Origin of the sequence: Streptomyces clavifer, assembly GCF_036345975.1 — a bacterium.
In the GTDB taxonomy this organism is placed as follows: Bacteria; Actinomycetota; Actinomycetes; order Streptomycetales; family Streptomycetaceae; genus Streptomyces; species Streptomyces clavifer.
Genome location: NZ_CP107793.1, coordinates 219,141 through 242,718 on the forward strand (window position 1 = coordinate 219,141; position 23,578 = coordinate 242,718).

The window sequence follows — 23,578 nt, forward strand, 5'->3', positions numbered from 1 at the left end:
AATATGGCTGCACCTTCTAGCGCAAGGAGCCACACCATGGGCGTACACACCTTTCCCGGCATCTCCGCCGAGAGTCTGGACATCGACGTGTCAGCGGACATCGACACTCTCTACAGGGACGGCATCACAGCGCGAAAAGGGGCGTTCGCGACAGAGTGGGTCAACCGGCTCGGCGAGGACGTGAACCGAGCCTTCCAGGAGGCGCTTGCCCGCCCGGGCGGGGCTGTCGGACGCGGCCCGAACCGTTACTACGTGGAGGTGCACCCCGAGCAGATCCGGGGATTCGTGGAGCTGGTCGACCACCCGTGGGTGCGCTCGCTGTGCACCGCGGCACTGGGGCCGGACTACCGGATCGTGGAACTCGGGTTCGACGTGCCGCTGGAGGGCGCGGTGAATCAGCCCTGGCACCGCGACTTTCCCATCCCGGAGGAGACGCGCCGTGAGCGGCGCCTGACCTCCCTCGCCGTCAACGTGACGACGGTGGACACGGGCGAGGACATGGGCCCGTTCGAGATCGCGCCCGGAACCCAGTGGGACGACAGCCCCGAGTTCGGGCACGGCATGTTCCCGCCCAAGTCGCTCTACGGCCGGTACGAGGAGCGGGCCGTCCGCAAGTACCCGCAGCGCGGCGACATCTCGGCCCGGTCAGCGCTGACCATCCATCGCGGCACCACCAACCACTCCGCACAACCCCGCCCCGTGCTCGTCCTCGGGGTGGACGGGCCGGAGGCGCACAACGGGGACCGGCACGACACCGCCGTGACCCGCAGCTACTGGGAGACACTCCCCGACCGGGTGCGTCGGCACCTCGACTGCCCCATCGTGGACGAGTTGACGCCCATGACGCAGAAACACACCATCGAGGGCCTGGTCATGGGCGACGCATGAACCCCCCGGCAGCGCCGATGCCCCACACCCTGCTCCACCTGCACGAAGGCCTCGGCCGGTCGTCGCCCACTCGGGGACGCTCGCAGCCCCCTCCCGGTCGGCGCCGCGACGGGTGCTCCGGGTCCGCCCGGAACACGCATCACCGACGCGGGACCCGTACCCGTCGGAATGCGCTCACGCTCTCCCGTCCGAGAGCCCCCAGGACGCGTTGTCACTGGTGAATGCCATGATCGTGGTCGCAGCGCACACGCTGATTTCACGATCCCGGGACGGCTCGCATGGACACGTGGCAAGAGCTTGCGGCACTGGTGGAGGCGCGGTTGGAGCAGGCATCGTCCGCTGAGCGCGGCGTCTTTGCCACTGGCGTCGCGGAACGCCTCATGCGTGGGCACGAGGCGCTGCCCGCGGACGAGCAGGCGCCGTTCACCGTGAGCCTTCGCCCTCTGCTGAACTCTGTGTGGGAGGGCGTTCTCGGCGACCCGACGGCCTACCCGGCCGTGAAGCGCGGTGTGGCCCAGTACATGCTCAGTGAGTACTGCCACAACGACGGCCAGGACGGGCCCGACGATGCGGACGAGTCGGCCGCCGCGGCTACGTTGCATGCCGCGCACGCCTACCTGTTCGGTTGCCGCGACTTCGCGAACTGGACCAGTCAGCGAGCGGTGGAGGCGGTTGATCAACAGCTCGAGTACGCGGCCGAACGGGAAGACGTCGAGCTCGCGCATGATCCGGACGAGGCACTGGCTTCCGAATTGCGCCGGCAGCTGCGGGATCTCGACCTCGTCGCGAACTACGCGAAGGAGCTTCGCCATAACGGAACCCGACTGCTCGTCGACACCTCGATCCGTCTCCGTACGGAGCTGAGGAGCCCTCTCTCCAGCCAGGCATGATTCCTGGTCGGGCCTCCCGAACCGCTCAGGCCGGCCACGTCACGCCAGTGACCCGGCGCGGCGGGACGCAACGAAGGGAGAGGTGAGCAACAGGAACACGACACGCTGGTCGAATCAGCCAACCCGAGCATTGCATGACTACCGCACGGCAGATGGTCTGCACGTGTTCCGCTTCCCGACGGAGAGCCGGCAGTCCCGCGGCAGGCCGAACGGAACCGGTCGGCCGTAGGCGATCGCGTGCACGTCTCCCCCAGGATCGCCCATTCGCGCCCGTCTGCCCGCCTTCCTCCCCGTGCGTTGCGGGCCGCGTCCCACGACTGAGCCGGTGTGTCCCGCCGGTCCGTGACCTCACCCGTCCGACAGGCGCCCGTCCTGGATGGCCGCAGGGCGGCCCGTGCGGCACCATCGCCGCAGAGCTGCCAAGACCGGGCGTCGCACGGCCGGGGCGGAGACCAGGACCACCGTACGGGTGGGGTACGCCGCCGACCTCCCCTTCTCCCGACACCACGCGCCTCCGGCATGCGCCGGGGCCGAACGGCGGTGATGCTGGCGGAGCCGGGCGAGTGCCGGGCGGAACCGGCCCGAGGTGCCGGTGAGAGAGAGGACGTTGCCATGGCCGACAAGCGGAAGAACAAGAAGCTCTCCAAGGGCGACGACGTGACGTGGAAGAGCCATGGGCAGGACGTCGAAGGCACAGTGACACGGAAAGTCGACGAGCGGACCGAGGCCGCCGGCCGAACCGTGGACGCCTCCAAGGACGAACCGCAGTACGAGGTGGAGAGCGACAAGACGGGCAAGTCCGCGGTACACAAGCCCGGCTCACTCCGCAAGAAGGGTGGCGGTTCATGAGCGGCAAGCACGACGAGGAGCGGCAGGAAACCCTTGATCAGTTCGGCGAGGCGGTCAACATGACGGCTGGCGAGCTCGAGAAGTGGCTCAAGACTGACGAGTCGCGCGAGGTGGGTCAGAAGGATGGCGGTGGCGAGTCGACGGGCCACGCTTCGGGCCGCCGGATCGTGGAGTTGCTGCGCACCAGGAAGGCGGACCTCGGCGACGGCGATCTCGCCCACATGCGCAAGGTCAGCGGCTACGTCCGACGGCACGTCGAACAGCGGCCCGAGGGAGATGTCACGGACACCCGGTGGCGCTACTCCCTGATGAACTGGGGTCACGACCCCGGGAAGTAGCCTGTCGCCCCCTCCCCGTTACCGGCCGGGCGGCGGCCCGCACACCGTGCTCGTACACGGCGCGGCTTGTGGCACAGATGTGCGGTTCCTCGCCGGAGGTTCTTTCCGGTTCGGACGGCTGTGTGCGACCGCGCATGTCCGGGAGACCCGATCTGGTGAACGACCTGGTCCAACCGGCAAGCAGCGATCATGGTGCCGAAGCAGCGACAGCCGGAACAACGTCGGAGCGAGACAGGGACTGACCAGGGGCGCCCCCCTCGGCAGGGCGCGTGGTCGGCGAGGTACGGGAAGAACCCCGCGTCGCGCGGCTCGCCCCCTCAGCGTCCGCTGTCGCACGGCGCGTGCCTGCTTGCATGGCCTCCGAACCCCGGATGCCTCGCGCACCACCACGAGGCAGGAACGGCTCCAGCCGATCTCGCTGAGCACGTCCTGGGCCCGGTGCCGGGATGGCTCCCCGACACCGGGCCCGGTGGCTCTCGCCGATCCCGTCGTGTGCGCCCCTCACCCAGCGGGTTCGCCATGCCTGTCCGGCTGTGTACAGAGGCCCAGGAACGGAGATCGACGCTCCGCGTTGGCGCCGCCACCGCCCTTCGGGTAGTGGCGACGCAGGTTGGCGGCGGTGACGCGGTCGAGCGTGCGGTCGGGCAGTATCCGGGCCAGCCGGGTGACCAGCGCGGCATCACGGCCGATCGTGTAGCGGGTGCGCGGCCTACGGGTCGTCACGGCCTTCGCGATGACCCGGGCGGCGGCGTCGGCGGTCACACCCGACGACGTACCCGTGGCCATCAGCGTGTTGGTCGCCTCGACCAGGCTCCCGTAGCGCTCATCCTGCTCCGGCGTCATATTGGCGGCCAGATCGTTCGCCGTCGTGATCCCGCGGGCGGCCATCTCCGTGCGGACGCCGCCCGGCTCGACCACGACCACGTGCACGCCCAGCGGTGCGACCTCCCGGCGGAGCGAGTCGCTGACCGCCTCCAGAGCGAACTTCGCGCCTGCGTACGCGCCGTAGGTGGCCATGGCGACCTTGCCGCCGACCGAGCTGATGTTGATCACGCGCCCCTTGCTGCGCAGCAGCGCGGGCAGGAGTGCCTGGGTGACGGCGATGTGGCCGAACAGATTGACCTCGAACACCCATCGCCACTGCGCCATCGGCAAGGACTCGACCGGTGCGTTCACCTGTATGCCGGCGTTGTTGACGAGCGCGTGCAGGGCGCGTGGGTCGCGGGCGACCCGTGCCGCGAGTGCCTCCACGTGGTCGGACTTGGTGATGTCGAGGATGACCGGCTCGATGCCGGCCGATCGTATGGCGTCCGCATCGCGGTCGCGCCGTACCCCGGCCAGGACGTGGAATCCCTGGCCAGCCAGTTCACGTGCGGCTGACGCGCCCATGCCCGTGGAGGCCCCGGTTACGACGATGAGCTTCTCGTTTTCAGATGACGTTGTCACCTGAATGACAGTAGCAGTTCGGATGACACCGTCAACTGTAAGATGGGCGTCATGGTCACCCGTGCGGAGTCCGCCGCCCTCACCCGCCGCGCTCTGCTCGACGCGGCGGGTGAGCTCCTCGACCTCGGCGGCCCCGAAGCGGTCACCTTGCGCGAGGTGGGCGCGCGGGCAGGCATGACACGAGGCGCGCCGTACCGTCACTTCGCGGACAAGGACAGTTTGCTGACCGCCGTCGCGACCGAGGGCTGGGATCGGATCAGCGACCAGGTGCGCGCCCTGCGGACCGATCCGGCGCTCTCGGCCTCCGAGAGGCTGTGCGGCGCTCTTCACGCTCTCATCGGTGTCGGCCGGGGCCAGCCACACCTGTACCAACTGCTGTTCAGACGGCGCGGGGACCGTCCTGGGCAACGCAGCGAAGGGCTCGATCGCGTCCGGCGCCTCTGCGCACCGGCGGATGACACAGCTGCGGCCGTCCGCGCGACCGAACGCTTCCAGGACGAGTTCCTGGCCGTCGTCGCCGCCCTCGTGGGCGCACAGAACGCACGGCACTACGGCGCCCTGCTGCTGACCAGCGCCCACGGCATCGCAGGCATGGAGCTCAGCGGCCACCTCGCCACAGACGTGTGGCGCACCAGCGCCGACGAGCTCGTGGACACCGTCGTCCGCATGGTCGCGAACGTCGGCGAAACGGCATAGCGCCACCCCCGCGGCTCGTTGTCGCCCCCTACGTCGCCCGTGCGCGATCCGAGCCGCCTACGAGGGCACTGTCCCGGACGCCGCCGTCCTGTCGTCCTGAGCAGGGGGCGGCAACCACGTCGGTCGGGACCGACATCGGCCCCGGAGCCGTGTGCCTCGGCCCTGCTCAGGATCCGTTCATGAATCCGCGGGATGGTCCGACGGTCGACCGCCGACGAGCCCGCCACCCTCGGCGCTTCGGAGCCGGCGCGCGCGACCGCGTTGGGAAGCAGGGTTCACGAAGTCGGCGCACCGGATCCTCGCGGACACGGCCGGTCGGGGCGCCGCGCCCGGAGGGATCGGGCCACCCTCTTCGGACAAGGACGCGCACGCGCACACGTGGAGGGACCGGACGCGCCGTGCCCAGGTGACGGATCCTGGTATCGGCCGGGCCGTCACAGCCGTCCACGGGCCGCCCGGGCTCCTTCCGGGCCCGGACGGCCCGCCTCCATCGATGAGGGCGGTCAAGCGCCCGGGCCGTGCGGGACGGCCCGGTCCCGGCGGCACACGGCGGCGCTCCACGTGGCACTGCGCGTGTGGGCGCAGCGCGCGGGGTTCAGCGGCTGACGGTGTGTCGCTTGTTGGGGACGCAATGCGTCATGGTGAGGCCGGTGACGTCACGGGGCGGATTGTCGCCGAGGCGGGCGAGCCGCTTGCGCTCCTCGTCATCGAGGTTCTGCGTGAGGAGCGGTGACAGGTGTGCGACGTCCCCGGCGCCGATGCCCAGACCCTCACCGACGCGCAGGCCGAGCTCGTTCTCCGCCATCAGGCAGTGCCAGACCATTCGCTCCTGGACCGGGCGGGTGCACTGGGCGAACAGGTCAGTGAAGTTCTTGACCAGGTCGTCGCGCTCCCACTGCTCCATCAGCTGATAGCGCTGGCCGGCCTGCAGATAGTCGTTCGTGCGCGGAATTCTGGCCCGGGTGAGACGGCCGTGGATCTCTGGTCCCTGCTCGTCATGTGTGGGGTACGAGCCCTCTCTCAGACCTCCGGTGATCGACGGTTCGTAGTTGACCTCGGGGTTCTCGCCGCCATGGCCGTTGTCGTACGCCATCAGACCGTCCCGCTGGTTGGTCGCCACGCGGGCGTGCTTGGCCTGGTTGACGGGAAGCTGCAGGTAGTTCGGGCCCACCCGGTACCGCTGCGTGTCGCTGTACGAGAAGGTCCGGCCGACCAGCATCTTGTCGTCCGAGAAATCGAGCCCGTCGACCAGCACACCCGTTCCGAAGGATGCCTGCTCGTTCTCCGCGAAGTAGTTGTCCGGAACCCGGTTCAGGACCATCCGTCCCACCGGCCGGGGCGGGAAGTCCTGCTCCGGCCAGGTCTTGGTGTCGTCCAAGGGGTCGAAGTCGAGCTCCGGGTGTTCGTCGTCGGACATCATCTGGACGAGGAGCTCCCACTCGGGGAAGTCGTCACGCCCGATGGCCTCGTAGAGGTCCTTCGTCGCGTGCCCGAGATCGGACGCCTGCACGTTCGCCGCGTCCTCCTCGGTCATGCTGCTGACGCCCTGCTTCGGCATCCAGTGGTACTTGACGAGCACGGTGTCGCCGTCGGCGTTCACCCATTTGTAGGTGTTGACGCCGAACCCCTGCATGTGGCGGTAGTCGGCCGGGATACCGCGCGGGCTGAACAGGTTCACCAGCATGTGCATGCTCTCCGGGGTCTGCGACATGAAGTCGAAGATCCGGGCGGGCTTCTGCTCGTGGCTCACGGGATCGGGCTTGAGGGCGTGGATCACGTCGGGGAACTTGAGGGCGTCGCGGATGAAGAAGACCCCGAGGTTGTTGCCGACCAGGTCCCAGTTGCCGTCCTCGGTGTAGAACTTCACCGCGAACCCCCGCGGGTCACGGGCGGCCTCGGAGGAGTCCCTGCCCCCGATCACGGTGGAGAACCGCACGGCTACGTCCGTGCGCTTCCCCGCTTCCTGGAACAGCTTGGCACGCGTGTACTTTCCGATCGGTTCGTCGCCCCACTTCCCGTACGCCTCGAAGAAGCCGTACGTGGTCACTCCACGGGCGTGTACGACGCGCTCCGGGATGCGCTCCCGGTCGAAATGACTGATCTTCTCCAGGAACTGGTAGTTCTCCAAGGTCGCGGGACCTCGGGCTCCCACCGTGCGCTGGTTCTGGTTGTCGTATACCTGATGCCCCTGCCGGTTGGTCAGCACCGGCCGCCCGGTGGTGTCCTCGCCGGACGCTCCCTTTTCCGCACCGCTCACAGTCCGTCCCTTTTCTCTTTCGAGGTCATGTGGACCGACTGATTCCCCGATCAGTGCGACGGGTAGTCGAAAAGTGACAATATCCGCCATACGCCGCGCCAGAACGGTCCGACTGGCTGCCGAACCCGCCGTCGGACGATGCAGGCACGCGCTGCGGCCGGTCCGACTCGCCCCGCTCACGGGCCACGGCAGCGCAGACCCCTGTCCGGCCTGCGCGCGCGCGGGCACGCCCCGTGTGACGAGGGCGGTGCGGGGTACGCGGCTCAGCGAGTGACTCACACGTGCATAACGGCGAAACGGAGACGACGGTGCTGCTGGCCCACCCCGCGGTCCTGCGCAACCTCATCGAGCAGTACGAGACTCTTCGTATTCTGCAGGCGGAGAACGGAGACGAAGAGGTTCGCCGGCGGCTGGACGACATCGTCTACACGCTCTGCGTCTCCACCGGCACCAGTGACGTCGACGCCGCTCTGATCGCCGCCCGCCACCGGCTGCCCGGCGCCCGCCCGGAAGACGACTCGCTGCGCACTGCGGTGGAGAGCGCCGCCGGAACGACCGGCGCCGACGAGTTGCACGGGCCGGCGCCGGTCTGACAGCGGAAGGCCCCCAACCTTGCGCTCGCGACCAGCCAGCCATCCTGTTGCAGTAGCGACGGCTCGTCCGTAACGACGGCTCGTCCGTCGGCCTTCGGGTCGTCCGTCGACCTTCGGATCGTCCGGTCTTCGGGGGGGGTGATCCACGGACGCCGGACAAGTCCTTATAGCCGAGGCCGGGGCTGCCGGTGCTGCCTGCGCGTCCCCCGTCGGAGACCGTTGCGCCTACACGGCGCGCAGGCCGTCAAGCCCGTGGCGCCAGACATCCGGGGGGCCGGGCTCCAGGGCGCTCTCCGACCCGTGCTGACCTCGTTCCGGAACTCGGGCCGGGCGACCCGACCGGCCGCCGCAAGCCCGCCCTGAGCCGCGCTCACCGTGATCAGCGCCGTAGCACCGGACCGGACCCGGGGCACATCCACCACCCGGAACCCTTCTGAACCGGGCGCGTGACCTGCGGTATCGCCGTGTGAAGTAAGGTGACGAGCCGTACGAAGGGTGGATGTGCATTGGTAGTTCGGGTCACCATGGCCGATGTCGCCCGCGCTGCAGGAGTTTCGACTGCGACCGTGTCCTACGTTCTCTCCGGTAAACGGGCGGTCGCGGAGGAGACCCGGCGGGCGGTCGAAGCGGCCATCGCCGAGCTCGGGTTCTCCGTCAACACGGTGGCGCGGAGCCTGCGAACGGGCCGTTCGAGCATCGTGGCACTGATTGTGCCCGACCTGTCCAACCCCTTCTACGCCCAGCTCGCGGCCTCCCTCCAGGAGGAACTGAGAACGCTCGGTCTCCACGTCATGGTCTGTGACACGAAGGCGGACCGGGACGAGGAGCGGGCGTATCTGCGCGAGGCGGTCCAGCAGCGGTTCGCGGGTGTCGTGATCACTCCGTTCCGGCTTGTGGCCAAGGACTTCCTGCCCCTGTCCGAGGCCGGTGTCCCCGCGGTCGTCAGTGCCGACCTGCCCTTCGGCGAGATGGACCTGGTGACACCGGACGCGAGGGCCGCCATGCGTGCGGCGCTGACAGAGGTGACGCGGGCAGGACGCCGCCGCATCGCCATGATCGCCGGCCCCCGGGACGCCACCGGCGGTGACCCGCGACTGGAGCTGCTGCGAGCACTGGCCGTCCAGTTCGGCATCACGCTCCCTGGCCGGCTGATCGTGCGCGGTGAGCATACCCGGGAGGCGGGGGCAGCGGGCTTCGCGTATCTGATGGGGATGAAGCATCGGCCGGACGCGGTCTTCTGCGCGAACGACGTCGTCGCGATCGGCGCGATGGACAAAGCAGAGGAACTGGGTGTCGGCATTCCCGGTGACGTGGCACTGGTCGGCCATGACGACGCGTCGTTCGCGTCGCTGGTGCGTCCCCGTCTGACCACGGTCAGGTATCCGGCTGCCGACGTGGGAAGGGCTGCGGCGCGGCTTCTCGTCGAGCGTGCCGATGGTCGAGTGGCGCGGAGGACCGTGCGGGTCAAGGCGGAGTTCATCTCGCGCGGAACCATCTGATTCCGGTCCTTCCCTCGACCCGCCCATCCTCCGATCGCACCGTAGGCACCCGACCCGTCCAATGACGGCGAACTGCCCTCTCGGACCTCCGCCGAACAGAACACTCACGAACTGAATCGTTTTAGACGTAATCGATTACGTCTTTTCCTGCATCGGGCGGACAGTCGACATCCTGGCGGAGTATGCGCAGCTCAAGCGCCATGTCCGGCGGTCAACCCCTCACTCCAGCGCATCACGAACAGGTCGCGGTGTCGGGCAAAGTTTGCCGGAGGTGTTGACTTTCGTTGATCTCTGTAGTGAAAGTAGCCGCCGTCACCCACTCAGGCGTGACACCCCCGGCTCAAAGGAGAGCGATCTCATGGCAGTTCGCAAGCGCGTTTCGGTCACCCGTCGCAGGTCCGTCGTCCGAGGCGGCGTGGCCGGGGGCGTGGTTCTCGTCCTTGCGGCACTGACCGCGTGCAGCGGCGGTTCGGACGACAAGGCCGACGCGGCAGCGGGCGCCGCATGCGAACCCGCCTCGGGCAAGGTCTCTCTCGACTACTGGTCGTGGGTGCCGGGCATGCAGAAGGCCGTCGACGTCTGGAACGGCGAGAACCCCGACATCCAGGTCAAGCTGAAGACGACGCCGTCAGGAAACGCCGGTTCGTACCAGAACCTGTCCAACGCCCTGAAGGCCGGCAAGGCCCCCGACCTCGGACAGATCGAGTACGACTCGCTCGCCAGCTTCCGCCTCAAGGGCGGACTCATCGACATCGCGAAGTGCGACGGCGTCGAGGAAGCCGGCTCGAAGTTCGTCGACTGGACCTGGTCACAGGTGGACTTCGGCGCCGGGGGCGAGGACGGTGTGTGGGCGGTGCCCCAGGACACCGGCCCGATGGCGCTCTTCTACCGCAAGGACGTCTTCGACAAGCTCGGCCTGGCCGCGCCGACGACCTGGGAGGAGTACGAAGCCGCAGCCCGGAAGATCAAGGCGGCGAACAAGAGTCAGTACATCACCCACTTCTCGCAGACCGACCCGAACTGGTTCACCGGCCTGCTGTGGCAGAACAAAGCCCCCATGTTCGAGCGCAACGGCGACAAGTGGAAAGTGACCGTCGACCGGCCCGAGAGTCGCGAAGTGGCCGACTACTGGCAGAAGCTCATCGACGACAAGCTCGTCGCCACCGATCTCCAGGGCTTCTCCCCCGCCCTGTACAAGTCCTGGAACGACGGTGAGGTCGTCACATGGATCAGCGCGGCGTGGGGGTACAGCACCATTCGCGACAACGCCAAGGCAACCGCCGGCAAGTGGGCCGTCGCACCCATGCCGCAGTGGGAGAAGGGCCAGAAGCAGGCGGGCAACTGGGGTGGTTCGACCACCGCCGTCCTCAAGGACAGCCAACACCCGGCCGAGGCGGCGAAGTTCGCGCTGTGGCTCAACACCGACGCCAAGGCACTGGAGATCCTCAACCAGGAGGGCGGTCTCTACCCCGCAGCCAAGAGCGGTCTGGAACTGCCCGCGCTGAAGGAGCCGGTCGACTTCTACGGCAAGCAGCCGATCTTCGACGTGTTCGCACAGGCGTCGGGGAACGTGGACACCGACTTCACCTGGGGCCCGACCATGACCGACACCTACCGCTTCCTGAGTGACGGCACCGCCAAGGCCACCGGCGGCGGCAGCACGCTGGGCGACGTGCTGAAGGACACCGACTCGCAGAGCACCGAGTCACTGCGCAAGCAGTCGCTGGACGTGACGGACTGACTCTCCGGCCGGTCTTCTCCCGCTCCGCCCCGCTGGTAGGACCCAACCCGAAAGTCACCTGTGAAGACCACCCGAACCCCGGTGGCGGCGGCTCCCCGCCGCCACCGCACCCTCGCACCGTTCGCGTTCCTCGCCCCGTTCCTGATCCCGTTCGTGCTGTTCACGCTGGTGCCGGTCGGCTACGCGTTCTGGCAGAGCCTGCACAAAACCGAGCGCCGTGGCGGCACCTTCGGCCGCGCCGAGACGGTCTTCGCGGGGTTCCAGCAGTACGCCGACGTCATGGCCGAGCCGTTCTTCGTCGACAGCCTGATACGCGTGGCGCTCTTCGGCCTGGTGCAGATACCGGTGATGCTCGCCCTCGCGCTGACCCTCGCACTGCTGCTCGACTCCGCCGTGGCGCGCCTCAAGCGGTTCTTCCGCCTGGTCTACTTCGTCCCGTACGGCATCCCGGGCGTCGTGGCCGCCCTGATGTGGGCCGTCCTGTACGACCCGCAGCTGTCCCCCGTCGTCGACCTGCTCCGCTCGGCGCAGGTCGACGTCGACCTGCTCGGCCCCGACGCCATCCTGTGGTCGATCGGTAACGTCGTCACCTGGACGTACACCGGCTACAACATGCTGATCATGTACGCGGCACTGCAGGCCGTGCCCGCGGACCTCGGTGAGGCCGCCCGGGTCGACGGGGCGGGAGCGTGGACGATCGCTCTGCGCATCAAGGTGCCCGTCATCAGGCCGGCCCTCGTGCTGACCGGCGTCTTCTCCCTCATCGGCACCTTCCAGCTGTTCACCGAGCCGCAGGTGTTCCGTGCCATCTCCACCAGTGTGACCAGCACGTACACACCGAACCTCGCCGCGTACTCGCTCGCGGCGGGTGACCACTACAGCGAAGCCGCGGCCCTGTCGGTGCTCCTCGCCGTGGCCACCTTCGCGCTGTCCTTCCTGTTCCTCCGCTTCACTGCCAGGAGGCAGGGATGACCCTCCTCACCCGTACCGAGGGCGCACACGCTCCCGCGACCACCCGTCCGCGTCGCGGACCCGCGCTGTCGAGCGTGCCCGTGCTCGTGTTCATGGCGCTGGTCGCCGGCTACATGCTGCTGCCCGTCTACTGGCTGCTGATCGCCGCGACCAAGAGCCAGAGCGACCTGGTCACCACAGCCGGCCTGCTCCCCGCCGACTGGCACCTGGGCGAGAACCTCACCGCTCTCTTCAGCCAGCAGGACGGCATCTACCTCCGCTGGCTCGGCAACAGCCTGGCGTACGCAGGGGCCGGCGCGGCGGTCGGCACGCTGCTCGCCGCGATGGCCGGATACGCCCTGGCCGTATACCAGTTCAAGGGCCGGGAGGCGATCTTCTCGGTGATCCTGGGAGGCGTCCTGGTGCCCGCCACCGCCTTGGCGCTCCCTCTCTTCCTGCTGTTCGCCGAGGTGGACGCCACCAACACCTTCTGGTCGGTGTTCCTGCCCAGTGTGGTCAGCCCGTTCGGTGTCTACCTGTCCCGCATCTTCGCCGCCGCGTCGATCCCCGACGAGGTCATCGAGGCGGCCCGGATCGACGGCGCCGGCGAGTGGACCATCTTCCGCACCATCGCTCTGCGCCTGATGTCCCCGGCCCTGGTGACCGTCTTCCTCTTCCAGTTCGTCGTCATCTGGAACAACTTCCTGCTTCCTCTGATCATGCTTCAGGACGATCGGCTCTACCCGGTCACCCTGGGCCTGTTCACCTGGCAGTCCCAGACCAGCAGGGCCCCGGAGCTCCAGACCCTGACCCTGGTCGGCGCGCTCGTCTCGGTCGTCCCGATCGTGATCACCTTCCTGCTGCTCCAGCGCTACTGGCGCGCGGGCCTGGCCGCCGGGGCGGTGAAGTCATGACGGATCCGATGAGCACGCTCGCGGACCGGCTCGGCGGGATCGCCTACGGTGGCGACTACAACCCGGAGCAGTGGCCCGAGGACGTCTGGCACGAGGACGTACGCCTCATGCGCGAGGCGGGAGTCAACCTCGTCACCGTCGGGGTGTTCTCCTGGTCCCGCATCGAACCCCGCCCGGGAGCGTACGACTGGGCGTTGCTCGACACGGTCATCGACCTGCTGCACACCGCCGGCGTCGCCGTCGACCTCGCCACCCCCACCGCCGCCCCGCCACCCTGGTTCAGCAAGGCCTACCCCCGCTCACTGCCGCTGACCGCGTCGGGTACCCGGCTGAGCCACGGCAGCAGGCAGGCGTTCTGCCCCAGCAGTCCCGATTACGCCCGGGCCGCCGACGCCGTCGTGGGCAAGCTGGCGAGACGCTACGCGGACCATCCGGCCGTCGTCATGTGGCACGTGCACAACGAGTGGGGCAACCACAACGCCCTCTGCTACTGCGACACCAGCGCTGCGGCATTCCGTACCTGGCTGCGCGACCGTTACACGACGCCGGCCCGGGTCAACGACGTCTGGGGCACCGACTTCTGGGGACAGCGCTACGGCGACTGGGAGGAGATCGACCCGCCCCGCGACACCACCGCCTTCCGCAACCCCGGCCAGGAACTCGACTACCGGCGCTTCTCCTCCGACGCCCTGCTCGCCCGGCACCGTGCGGAGAGCGCGCTGCTGCGGGAGGCCTCCCCCGGCATCCCGATCACGACCAACCTGCTCGGCACCCTGGAGAAGAAGGTCGACGGGCACGCCTTCGCCCGGCAGTCGGACATCGTCTCCGTGGACCATTACCTGGTGGCGGCGGACCCCGGCAACCACATCGACCTCGCACTCAACGCCGACCTCGCCCGCGGCATGGCCGACGGCCGCCCCTGGCTGCTCATGGAGCACTCCACCTCCGCGGTCAACTGGCAGCCCGTCAACGTGCCGAAAGAGCCCGGCGAGATGCGCCGCAACAGCCTGACCCACCTGGCCCGCGGCGCCGACGGCATCCTCTTCTTCCAGTGGCGGCAGTCCCGGGCGGGCGCGGAGAAGTGGCACTCCGCGATGCTGCCGCACGGCGGCACCGGTACCCGCACCTGGGGCGAGGTCAGCTCCCTCGGCGCCGAGCTCGGCGCCATGTCCGAGGTGCGCGGCACCCGTGTGCAGGCGGACGTGGCACTGCTCTTCGACTGGCACGCCTGGTGGGCACTGGAGCTGGAGGCCCGGCCCTCGCAGCACCTGCGCTACCTGGACACGGTCAGGGACTGGTACGGGGCGCTGTGGGACCTCGGCGTCACCTGCGACCTGGTCGCACCGGACACCGACCTGAGCCGGTACCGGGCCGTCCTCGCGCCGAGCCTGTATCTGGTGTCCGACGCGGACGCCGACGCCCTCCACTCCTATGTGCGGGGAGGCGGCCACGCCGTCCTCGGCCCTTTCAGCGGGGCCGTCGACACCCATGACCGGGTGCGCACCGGCGGGTACCCCGGTGCGTTCCGCGACCTGCTGGGCCTCGTCGTCGACGAGTACCTCCCGCTGCGGCAGGGCGAATCGGCCCTGCTGTCCGACGGCTCCCGCGCGCTGCTGTGGTCCGAGCGGGTCGCGTCGCGCGGCTGCACCGCCCGGCTGCGGTTCGCCGACGGCCCCGACGGGGGCCCCGCCCGCGGCGGCCCCGCCGTGACCCGGCACTCCTACGGCAGCGGCGTCGGCTGGTACGCCGCGGCGGCGCTGCCCGCGCAATCCCTGCGCGATCTGCTCGACGCTGTGTGCCGGGAGGCCGGAGCCGAGCCCGCGGCGGCCGTACCACCCGGCATCGAGGCCGTACGCCGCCGCGCCGGCGATCGCTCCTACCTCTTCCTCGTCAACCACACGGACCGCGAGGTGCGCATCCCCGTCGCAGGCCACACACCGCTCGACGGTTCGGCACTGCCGGAGTACGTGAGCCTCCCGGCGGGGGACGTCGTGGTCCTCAGGGAGCGGGCAGTACCCCAACAGGCTTCACTACACCGGGAAGGGGCCCGCTGACGTCCGTTGTCGAGAGCATCCGCTTCCCCGGGAACGGGGAAGCGGATGAGCGGCGTACGACCGCGTGCCCGTACAGCATCAGAGCGTGCCGGGCACGCGGTCCCGCGCGGCACGCCCGCCCGTGTTCCTCCGAAGTCCTCCACCGGGACCGTAGGAGCAAAAAAGGGGCGGGCCTCCAGGGCTCGCCCGGCCGACCGGTCCCTCCTCGCGGCCACCGATGCGGTCGGCGGCGGATGGGCACGGGCTTCGGGGCCCGGTTCAGCAGCTCAGGGCTGAGCGACCCGGGCCCGGATGCCGATGCGTCCGGGCCCGGGTCAGCTGACCAGCCACAGCGCGCAGACCGCGGCCAGTGTCGCCGTCGCGGACAGCACCAGCCCCGTCCACAGGAAGCGGCCCATGTCGATCCGCGTCCCGTGCAGCCGGCACCGCTCGAACCACAGCAGCGTCGCCAGGGAGGCCCACGGAGTGACGAGCGGACCCACGTTGACACCGATGAGCAGCGCCAACAGCTGCTCACGGTTCCCTGCCGGGACGACTGCCTCGCCCGCCACGTAGGCCGGCAGGTTGTTCAGGACGTTCGACATCCCCGCACCCACCGCGGCCGACCGCACCATTCCCGCGAACCCGTTGTCGGAGCCGAGAGCCCACTCCAGCATTTCGTGCAGACCATGCGCGTTGACCGTCTCCACCACCAGGAACATGCCCGGCACGAGAACCAGCAGCCGCCACGGCACCAATGACAGCCGCAGTTCCCGCCCGCGCCCCCGTACGGCGAAGGCCGCGACCACGACCACCATCGCGGTCAGCGACGCAGCCCAGAGCGGAACGTCCGCGAGCAGGATCGCCAGCAGGAACCCCGCACATGCCACCGCGCAGATCCGCAGCAGGACGGGATCCTCGGCCACCGGGGCCGCCGGCGGGGTGTACCGGTCCTGGCCGCGCCGCCCACGCCTCCAGTAGAAGGCCCACAGACACGCCGCCGTCACGCCGATCGCAGCGAGCTGGGGCAGCCACATCACCGCGGCCAGGCCGGACGGGGAGAGCGCCACCCGGTCGGCCGCCAGCAGGTTCGTCAGATTCGACACCGGCAGCAGCAGACTCGCGGTGTTCGCGAGCCACACCGTCGTCATCGCCAGCGGGACCGCCGCGATACCCACCCGGGCGGCCAGCGCCAGCACGACCGGGGTGAGCAGGACCGCCGTCGTGTCCAGATTCAGCGTGATCGTGGTGAGCGAGGCGAACAGCACGCACAGCACGAAGAGGAGCACGTACCGTCCGCGACCCGCTCGGGCCACCCAGGCAGCCACCACGTCGAAGACCTGTGCCCGGCTCGTCAGCTCAGCCATCACGATCACGGTGCCGAGGAACACCACGAGCGGACCGATACGCCGCATCTGCTCCGCGGCCGGCTGAGTGGGCAGCAGACCGGTGACTACAGCGATCAGCCCGAGGGCCAGCAGTCCGCCCGCGACCCAGTCGAGCGGATGCAGCCTCCGCGCGTTGCCTTTCGGCCCGTCACCCCCGGGCCCGACGGACCACAGTTGCCGCCAAGCAGAGTCTCTCGCCATGGGGTGATGCTGTCAGGCATCGGACTCGATCGAGGCGCAGCAGAGATCGATCCGCTCATCAGCTGTCCGACCGCGGGCGGGCCGCGGGCCTCCTGGACGGCACGGACGCACTCGGCAGCCGGTTGCCGCTTGCCGCGCGGTCGTCCCGGCCTGGGACGTGAGCCGGGGTCTGATCAGCAGGACCGGCGGAGGGGGCCGGGGATGGCGGTCATCACGTCGGCTGTCGCCCCCGGTCGGGCGACAGGTACCGGCCGCCCCGTCGACGGCCGCGTGTGACGCCTCTGTTGTCGTGCTGCGACAGAGCGAGCAGGCTCCGCGGCGAGAAGAGCGTCAACGTGGAAGGGCCGCCCCGCACACGGCTGATTCGGGCAGGCCGCCCTTGTCTCATGCGTTGAGCCAGGCGGCGAGGGCGGTCAGTGCGCCGGGGGCGATGCCGTGGCCGACCGGGTCGCTCCGCGTGCTGGCGGAAGCACCGGACCCGGTCGTCAGGTAGTCCCAGGTCCTGTCGAGCAGTTCACGGGGGATGACGCGGTCGTGCTCGCCGTGGGCGACGAATACCGGGACCCCCGCCAGCCGTCCGGCGTCGGTCGGCACCCCCGCCTCGAACGGCAGCGTGCCGTAGAGGATGGCCCCGCCCGCGTACCGAGCGGGATCGTCCAGCAGCAGGCCGCCGGCGAAGGCGGCTCCGCCGCTGAAGCCGACGAGGAACACCGGGCGGCCGGGCGGAGCCACCTCGTCGAGCCACTGTGTGAACCAGTCCATGGTTGCGCGGAGCGACTGCGGAACCGGACGCCCGATCCCCCGGTTGGCGAACCAGGCGAACCCGCCGTTCTCCGCGATCGGCGCCCGCACCGCGGCGTACGAGAGCGAGTCCGGCAGGGCGTCCGCCAGCCCGATGATCTCGCCCTCGTGCGAACCACGGCCGTGCAGCAGCACGACCAGCGGTCCTTCCGCGTCCCCTCGGGTCGCGACGACAGGCGCTCCGAAGGCGCTCATGAGGTCCCTCCCGCGGTGAGGTCGGGGGCGGATATCAGGGTGATGTCGGTCATGGTTCCGATTCCTTCAGGAGGTCGGGCCGAGCAGCGCCCAGCCCGTCTGCCAGGCCCAGCCGTTGCCGGCGTTGAGCGAGATGTTGAGGAAGGCCATCTCCTCCAGCGCTCTGGCCATGCGCAGTCCACCGGCGTCCACCGGGCTGAAGCCGAGGGAGGCGAGGAGCTCGGCGACGGTCCTCTTGGCCTCGGCATCGTCACCGGCGTAGAAGCCGGTGAGCCGCAGATCCCCTTCGACGGGAGTGCCCAGCCGGCCGGCGAAGACCGTGTTGAACGCCTTGACCACCGGTACGCCGGGGAGACTGCGCTGCAGGCTCTGCGCCGCGGCCGTTTCCGCGATGTCGAGGTCGGTGTAGGTGGCGTTCAGCGGGTTGGTGGCGTCGATGACGATCTTGCCGGGCAGTGCGGGAGCGAGCTCTCGGGCGACGGCCTCCACGGCGTTGCCCGGCACCGCCAGGACCACGACCTCCGCGTCGGCGACGGCGGCGGCGTTGTCCCGCGCCGCGTGCGCGCCCGTGGCGGCGGCGACTGCCGACGCCTTGTCGGGGCTGGTCGCGCTGATCGACACAGCATGTCCCGCCCGGACGGTGGCCGCACTCAGGGCGGAGCCGACGTTTCCGGCTCCGATGATCGCGATGCGCATGACTCCCACCTCGTTAGTTGACGTGTCAGATATTTCAACCGTATCAAATTTATCTGACGTGTCAGCTATTCAGCCGTATCATGGAGCCATGCCCTCCCCTTCTCCGATCGACGACCCGCTGATCACGACGTTCGGCCGCCTGCTGGAGGCGTCCGCGAAGCTGGAGCGGCGGCTCGGCGCGTCCCTGCACGAGGAGACCGGACTGCCGCATGTCTGGTTCGAGGTGCTGGTCCGCCTCGCGCGCTCCGAAGAGGGACGACTGACCATGGGCGCCCTGGCCGACGACATCGCACTCACCACCGGCGGCATCACCCGGCTGATCGACCGGATACGGGAAGCGGGCTACGTCGAGCGCCACCCGTGCCCCACCGACCGGCGGGTGACCCACGCGGTCATCACCGACACGGGCCGGGGCATCCTGGACCGTGCCGCGGTCGTCCACGCGCGCAACCTGCGCGAGGCGTTCTCCGGCTTCGACGACGCCACGCTGTCAACCTTGGACACTCTCCTGGACCGGCTGCGCGACGCCGCCGCACCGCCTGACTGAACCGGACGCCCTGACCGGATCCGCACGCTCCGCCCCCGGCATCGTCGTCGCGCACCAGGCCGCGGGCCGCTCACCGGTCGTACGGTCTTCGCCGCACCCACCAGACCGCTCCGGTACCTCCACAAGTTCGGCCACCCCGGGGGCGCGGCGCCCTGCGTCTCACCAGGACCGGTTCAGACCTCCAAGTGGGCCAGCACCGAACGCATCGCATGGTGTACGGCATCGCGTGACTCCTCCGTGGGGTCGAGGGTCTCGAAGCTGTGGCGGCCATGGGGCACGTCGACGACCTCGACGGCCGCCCCGCAGGCGCGGGACGCGTCCAGGAACTCCTCGACCGTGGCCGCGATCCCCGACATCTCGCGCCCCACCCTCGTGATCACGACGGGCAGCGTCCCCGCTTCCGCCACTGCCTCCACCGGGCGGAAACGCCTGTCGACCGGCCCCCAGCCCGGGAGCGGTACCAGGACCGGATAGCTGGCCGCGAGGCAGCGCAGCCACTCCGGCGGCAGCCTCAGCCAGTCCGCCGCCAGCAACCCGCCGCCAGAGAAGAACCACAGGGCGACGCGGTCCCCGTCCACCCGGGGATCGGCCCTGATCAGGTCCAGCGCGGCGGCCACGTCCGCCGCCGCTCGTGCGTAGTCGGCCATGTCGTGCAGGCGGTGATCGAGGATCGCGCCCACCAGGCCCTGCCCTGCCGCGTACCGGGCGTACCCCACCAGGCCCGGCCAGTCCCGGGGGGTCGGCAGTGCCTCGGCGGGCACCGGTCCGCCGTGCACGAACAGCACAGCCGGCCGCGGTCCGCCGGCGCCGGGCAGGTACAGGTCGAGGTTCCCGGTCCGCTCACGGGGGATCTCCGGCACGTCCAGCACGAACGGCCTCAGGTGTGCGGGCGGCTCCGCGGATCCTGCCGCCACCAGCCGGTGCCCCTCGCCTGCGGCAGCCCGCAGCAGGATCTCCGCCAGCTCGGCGGGGAGGGACAGCATGGGCCAGTGTCCGGTGGGGAGTTCGAAGAACGTCACCCCGGGTGCGGTCAGCGCCTGGAGCGCGGGGTCCCCGAAGCCCACCAGCATCTGAACCATCTCGATGCTCGCGCCGTTCCCGTTGCACAGCACACCGGTGACGGCTGTCGAGGCCGCCGCGCCGGTCAGGCGCAGGGGCTGGAACAGGGTCCCCAGCGGCTGCGGTTCCGCCAGGGCCGTGAGCCGGTCCAGCGCAGGGTCGGGGATACCCGCGGTACTCCCCCAGCGCTGCCACTCGTGGCGGTCCGGGGAGGGCAGCACTTCGCCGTCTCCGACCAGCACGGCGCGCTCCGCCAGTTCCTCGCGCAGCGACTGGTCGGCTACCGCGGCCAGGGCGGGAATTCCGTCCTGCGGCATCCCCGAGTCCAGGTAGACGATCCGTTCGACGCGCCCCGCCCGCCGGTCGGCGGCGCCCAGCGCCGGGTGGATGCCGTAGTCATGACCGACCAGGACGATCTCCCCGCCGCCAGCGGCTCCGACCGAGTCGATCACGGCGAGCACGTCCGCGATGTGGGTCTCCAGGTCGATGTCCGCCGGCGCCGTCCCGGTGGTCCCGCCGAGTCCGCCGAGGGCCACCGCACGTACCTCGGCACCCGCCGACGCCAGGTGCGCGGCGGTCTCCTCCCATACGTGTGGACCGGTGAACATGCCGGACACCAGAATGAATACGGTCATGGGCTTCTCCTCCGTGCGCCGTCGGCGGCGGGCCGTCCACGATCGTCCGCCGCGCTCGCCGGTACGGTAGAAGCTCCCCCTGAGGGAGGTTCAAGTGTTCACGTCGCACGACGGCCTGTGCAGCATCGGCGAACTCGCCGAGCGTGCGGGCGTCACCGTCAAGGCCGTCCGCTTCTACTCCGACCGGGGCTTGCTGCCGGAGGCCTCCCGCAGCGCCGGCGGGCACCGCAGGTACGGCCCCGAGGCGCTCGGCCGGCTGCGTCTGGTCCGTTCCCTGCGCGCCCTCGGCCTGCCGGTGCGCGAGGTGCACCGCATCGTCGACGAGGAGGAGGACGGGGCGGACAGTGTGCTGGAGGACGCCGTCGCGGGCCAGCTGCGCGAACTCGGCTCCCAGCTCCAGGCGTTGCGCTGGCGGGAGGCGGCGCTGCGGCTGGTGCAGGAGTGCCCGCCCGAGGACCGGGCGGACCGGTTGCGTCTGATCGGTGCGGTGACCGCGCCGCCGAGCACGGCGCCGCTGGCCCGGTTCTGGCGGGCGTGGCTGCCGCCGCGGATGCCCACCCGGGCGACGGCAGCGTTCCTGGAGGCCGCGGTCCCGGAGCCGCCCGCCGACCCGAGGCCGGCCCAGGTCCTCGCCTTCGCCCGGCTCAACGCCCTCGTGACCCGTCCGTGCACCGGCGCCGAGCGGCCTCAGCCTGCGGCACACAGGGGTGCGGGGGCACGCGAATCGGCCGTGCTGTACGCCGGACTTGCTCAGGCGTACGAGCTGGCGGGCACCCAGCTGCGCCGGGGCCGGGCACCCCGTGCGGGCGAGGAGCTGGACAGTTTCGTGGACGCGTACGCGCGAACGAACGGCAGCCGGGACACTGCTGACTTCCGCAGAGTCCTGGTCGGACAGCTGTCGGTCGACCCGCGGATAGACACCTACTGGGAGCTTGTCGCCGAGGTGATCACCCCGTCGGGCGGCCCCCCGGAGCCCACTCCCGGTGCCGCGCACGACTGGCTGTTCGCGGCACTGGAAGCCCAGACGACAGGGGCGGCCTGACCGACGGCTCGTCAACGGAGGTGACCGCGGTGATCTGCGGGGAGCGTCCCGGGACGTGGACCTCGACTGTCCGCTCGCGACGCTCCGCTGGTTCCCGTGCCGCCGATGACATGACCGGGTGCCGGCGTCGGCCGCTGAGCCGATCGGCCCGGGCACGCCCCAGGGGACGGCACGCCCCCGTTCTCGTACGGCGGTGTGCCTGTCACGCACCAGTACGACGCCGGTTCAGGGCGCACCGGCCGGTCGCCGCGCCGCGAGCGGGGAGCCGGGGCGGTCGCCGGGCGGCACGGACGAGGCTGTCAGGTCGTCCCAGTGCACGGTGCGGTCGCACCAGCGGCGCAGAAGCGTGCGGTCGTGTCCCACGGCGAGCAGTCCCGCTCCTGTTGCCGCGCGGTAGTCCTCGATGGCCTCGACGAGCGCCGCGGTGGTGGACGCGTCCAGCATGGCGGTCGGCTCGTCGCAGATGAGCCATCGGGGGCGCAGGACGAGAGCGCGGGCGAGGCAGGCACGTTGCAACTGGCCGTCGCTCACCTCGTGGGGCCGACGGCGCAACAGGTCCGGGGTGAGGCCGAGGGGCTCGGCCAGTTCGGCGACCCGGTCGGCGGCCTCCTCACCCCGGCCGGTGGCCCGGAGCGGTTCGGCGATCAGATCGGCGAGCCGGAGTCGGGGGTCGGAGGAGAGCCTTGGCTGCTGGAAGACGACGCCGATGGCGGTGCGCCGGGCGGGCGGGGCGTGGTGGCGCCAGCCCCGGACAGGTTCGCCGTCCAGCACGAGTGTGCCGGAGTCGGGGCGGTGCAGCAGGGCCGCGACGCGTGCCAGGGTGGACTTGCCGCATCCGCTGGGGCCGAGCAGGCCGACGGCCTCGCCCGGCTCGATGGTCAGGGAGATCCCGCGTACGACAGGGGCCCGGCGGTCGTATCCGGCGGTGATGGAACGCAGTTCAAGCACGGATCTCCTCCGGTCGGTGAGGGTGGTGGCAGGCCACGGAGCCCGTCGTCGGCGGGCGGTGCGCGCAGGCGTCGGTGACCCGTGCGCAGCGAGTGGCGAAGGCGCAGCCCGCGGGCAGGTCGCCGAGTTCGGGTGGCATACCGGGGATGGGGGTGAAGTCCCGTTCGGGCAGAGCGCCGAGCAGGCCCCGGCTGTAGGGGTGGCGGGGACCCGGCAGGCCGAAGAAGGAGTCGGCCTCGGCCACTTCGACGAGCCGTCCGGCGTACATGACGGCCACCTTGTCGGCTATGCGCTCGGCAGCCGTCAGGTCGTGGGTGATCATCAGCAGAGCGCGTCCGGTGTCGCCCTTCGTGCGAGTCGGGGTGTCGACGTGACGGCGCAGTTCGTCGACCGTGTGCTCGACCAGGTCGCGGTCGAGCCCGCTCGTGGGTTCGTCGGCCAGCAGCAGAGGGGCACCGCCGACGAGCGCCAGGGCGGTGGCGGCACGCTGGGCGAGACCGCCCGACAGCTCGTGCGGGTAGCGGTCCAGGTGCCCGGCGGGGAATGCCGCCCGTGCTGCGGCGTCCTCTCCCGCGGTCCGTACGGAGGCGCGCCCCCGCACCCCCGTCAGCTGACCGACCGTCTCCTCCAGTTGCGAGCGGATGGTGCGTACGGGCGTGAGGTGCGCGGCGGGGCTCTGCGGGATCAGCCCGATCATCCGGCCCCGTACCTGCCGGGCCAGCGTGCGCTCGTCGGCCGCGAGGAGGTCGAGGCCACCGAGGTGGGCCCGCCCCGCGGTCTGGGCGTTGGCCGGAAGCAGGCCGAGGAGGGCGGAGGCGAGGACGGACTTGCCGCATCCGCTCTCACCGATGAGGGCGAGGCACTCTCCCGCCGCTACGTCGAAGTGCGCGTCGGTGACGGCGGCGACGTGGTGTCCGCCCGGCATGAGGAACCGTACGGACAGCCCGTGCACCGACAGGACGGGGGGCTCG

The 23,578-nt window shown here is 70.3% G+C and carries 21 protein-coding genes; 13 read left to right on the plus strand and 8 right to left on the minus strand.

What is annotated here, in order from left to right; all coding sequences use genetic code 11:
* Positions 1-36 precede the first annotated feature (36 nt).
* The 4 genes from OG927_RS00860 (at position 37) to OG927_RS00875 (ending at position 2,965) form a co-directional block, all read left to right on the plus strand.
* Complete coding sequence (locus tag OG927_RS00860) at positions 37-888, plus strand: phytanoyl-CoA dioxygenase family protein (protein WP_330319507.1); 852 nt, start codon at positions 37-39, stop codon at positions 886-888.
* 278 nt (positions 889-1,166) lie between these two features.
* A complete protein-coding gene (locus tag OG927_RS00865; protein WP_330319508.1) occupies positions 1,167-1,778 on the plus strand; it encodes a hypothetical protein in 612 nt (203 codons plus the stop codon).
* A 612-nt stretch (positions 1,779-2,390) separates the two neighbouring features.
* Positions 2,391-2,627 carry a hypervirulence associated TUDOR domain-containing protein gene (locus OG927_RS00870; protein ID WP_056789968.1) on the plus strand — a complete coding sequence of 79 codons (237 nt, stop codon included), beginning with the start codon at positions 2,391-2,393 and terminating at the stop codon, positions 2,625-2,627.
* The gene (locus OG927_RS00875; protein ID WP_056789966.1) at positions 2,624-2,965 is read left to right on the plus strand and encodes a DUF3140 domain-containing protein; all 342 of its coding nucleotides are present in this window, start codon (positions 2,624-2,626) and stop codon (positions 2,963-2,965) included. The genes OG927_RS00870 and OG927_RS00875 overlap by 4 nt, the downstream gene beginning before the upstream one ends.
* A 501-nt stretch (positions 2,966-3,466) precedes the next feature.
* Here the strand turns inward: OG927_RS00875 and OG927_RS00880 are convergent.
* Positions 3,467-4,411: an SDR family NAD(P)-dependent oxidoreductase gene (locus OG927_RS00880; RefSeq protein WP_079100706.1), complete on the minus strand. Its 945-nt coding sequence runs from the start codon at positions 4,409-4,411 to the stop codon at positions 3,467-3,469.
* Between the two features lie 51 nt (positions 4,412-4,462).
* Here OG927_RS00880 and OG927_RS00885 point away from each other — a divergent pair, with 51 nt between their 5' ends.
* Positions 4,463-5,107, plus strand: a complete 645-nt coding sequence (locus OG927_RS00885) for a TetR/AcrR family transcriptional regulator (protein ID WP_330319509.1) — start codon at positions 4,463-4,465, stop codon at positions 5,105-5,107.
* Positions 5,108-5,702: 595 nt separating this feature from the next.
* Here the strand turns inward: OG927_RS00885 and OG927_RS00890 are convergent.
* A complete protein-coding gene (locus tag OG927_RS00890) occupies positions 5,703-7,364 on the minus strand; it encodes a catalase (RefSeq protein ID WP_056789958.1) in 1,662 nt (553 codons plus the stop codon).
* A gap of 308 nt (positions 7,365-7,672) precedes the next feature.
* On the opposite strand from OG927_RS00890, the gene OG927_RS00895 reads away from it, so the two are divergent.
* From OG927_RS00895 to OG927_RS00920, 6 genes are all read left to right on the plus strand, one after another.
* Positions 7,673-7,957 (plus strand): DUF5133 domain-containing protein, encoded by a 285-nt coding sequence (locus tag OG927_RS00895; protein WP_124283421.1) that lies wholly within the window; start codon positions 7,673-7,675, stop codon positions 7,955-7,957.
* A 524-nt stretch (positions 7,958-8,481) separates the two neighbouring features.
* A complete protein-coding gene (locus OG927_RS00900; RefSeq protein ID WP_056789953.1) occupies positions 8,482-9,456 on the plus strand; it encodes a LacI family DNA-binding transcriptional regulator in 975 nt (324 codons plus the stop codon).
* Positions 9,457-9,814: 358 nt separating this feature from the next.
* Positions 9,815-11,197, plus strand: coding sequence for an ABC transporter substrate-binding protein (locus OG927_RS00905; RefSeq protein ID WP_209471217.1), 1,383 nt, complete (start codon positions 9,815-9,817; stop codon positions 11,195-11,197).
* Between the two features lie 60 nt (positions 11,198-11,257).
* The gene (locus OG927_RS00910) at positions 11,258-12,169 is read left to right on the plus strand and encodes a carbohydrate ABC transporter permease (protein ID WP_330319510.1); all 912 of its coding nucleotides are present in this window, start codon (positions 11,258-11,260) and stop codon (positions 12,167-12,169) included.
* Positions 12,166-13,062 (plus strand): carbohydrate ABC transporter permease, encoded by an 897-nt coding sequence (locus OG927_RS00915; protein WP_056789945.1) that lies wholly within the window; start codon positions 12,166-12,168, stop codon positions 13,060-13,062. The genes OG927_RS00910 and OG927_RS00915 overlap by 4 nt, the downstream gene beginning before the upstream one ends.
* Positions 13,059-15,116 (plus strand): beta-galactosidase, encoded by a 2,058-nt coding sequence (locus tag OG927_RS00920; RefSeq protein WP_330319511.1) that lies wholly within the window; start codon positions 13,059-13,061, stop codon positions 15,114-15,116. Before OG927_RS00915 ends, OG927_RS00920 begins: the two co-directional genes overlap by 4 nt.
* Positions 15,117-15,430: 314 nt before the next feature.
* Here OG927_RS00920 and OG927_RS00925 read toward each other — a convergent pair whose 3' ends face one another.
* The 3 genes from OG927_RS00925 to OG927_RS00935 all read right to left on the minus strand — a co-directional run bounded on the left by OG927_RS00925 (position 15,431) and on the right by OG927_RS00935 (position 18,376).
* Entirely contained in the window at positions 15,431-16,684 is a 1,254-nt protein-coding gene (locus OG927_RS00925) for an ArsB/NhaD family transporter (RefSeq protein ID WP_330319512.1), read from the minus strand.
* A gap of 384 nt (positions 16,685-17,068) precedes the next feature.
* Positions 17,069-17,680 (minus strand): alpha/beta hydrolase, encoded by a 612-nt coding sequence (locus OG927_RS00930; RefSeq protein WP_056789940.1) that lies wholly within the window; start codon positions 17,678-17,680, stop codon positions 17,069-17,071.
* 66 nt (positions 17,681-17,746) lie between these two features.
* Positions 17,747-18,376 (minus strand): NADPH-dependent F420 reductase, encoded by a 630-nt coding sequence (locus OG927_RS00935; protein WP_056789937.1) that lies wholly within the window; start codon positions 18,374-18,376, stop codon positions 17,747-17,749.
* Positions 18,377-18,464: 88 nt separating this feature from the next.
* Here OG927_RS00935 and OG927_RS00940 point away from each other — a divergent pair, with 88 nt between their 5' ends.
* Complete coding sequence (locus tag OG927_RS00940) at positions 18,465-18,923, plus strand: MarR family winged helix-turn-helix transcriptional regulator (protein ID WP_056789936.1); 459 nt, start codon at positions 18,465-18,467, stop codon at positions 18,921-18,923.
* A 173-nt stretch (positions 18,924-19,096) separates the two neighbouring features.
* On the opposite strand, the gene OG927_RS00945 is transcribed toward OG927_RS00940, so the two are convergent.
* Positions 19,097-20,617, minus strand: coding sequence for an alpha/beta hydrolase (locus tag OG927_RS00945; protein WP_330319513.1), 1,521 nt, complete (start codon positions 20,615-20,617; stop codon positions 19,097-19,099).
* Positions 20,618-20,711: 94 nt separating this feature from the next.
* On the opposite strand from OG927_RS00945, the gene OG927_RS00950 reads away from it, so the two are divergent.
* Complete coding sequence (locus OG927_RS00950) at positions 20,712-21,659, plus strand: helix-turn-helix domain-containing protein (RefSeq protein WP_330319514.1); 948 nt, start codon at positions 20,712-20,714, stop codon at positions 21,657-21,659.
* Positions 21,660-21,884: 225 nt separating this feature from the next.
* Here OG927_RS00950 and OG927_RS00955 read toward each other — a convergent pair whose 3' ends face one another.
* Together OG927_RS00955 and OG927_RS00960 are read right to left on the minus strand one after the other, a co-directional pair.
* Positions 21,885-22,607 (minus strand): ABC transporter ATP-binding protein, encoded by a 723-nt coding sequence (locus tag OG927_RS00955; RefSeq protein WP_330319515.1) that lies wholly within the window; start codon positions 22,605-22,607, stop codon positions 21,885-21,887.
* The gene (locus OG927_RS00960; RefSeq protein WP_056790274.1) at positions 22,600-23,532 is read right to left on the minus strand and encodes an ABC transporter ATP-binding protein; all 933 of its coding nucleotides are present in this window, start codon (positions 23,530-23,532) and stop codon (positions 22,600-22,602) included. Before OG927_RS00960 ends, OG927_RS00955 begins: the two co-directional genes overlap by 8 nt.
* Positions 23,533-23,578 lie beyond the last annotated feature (46 nt).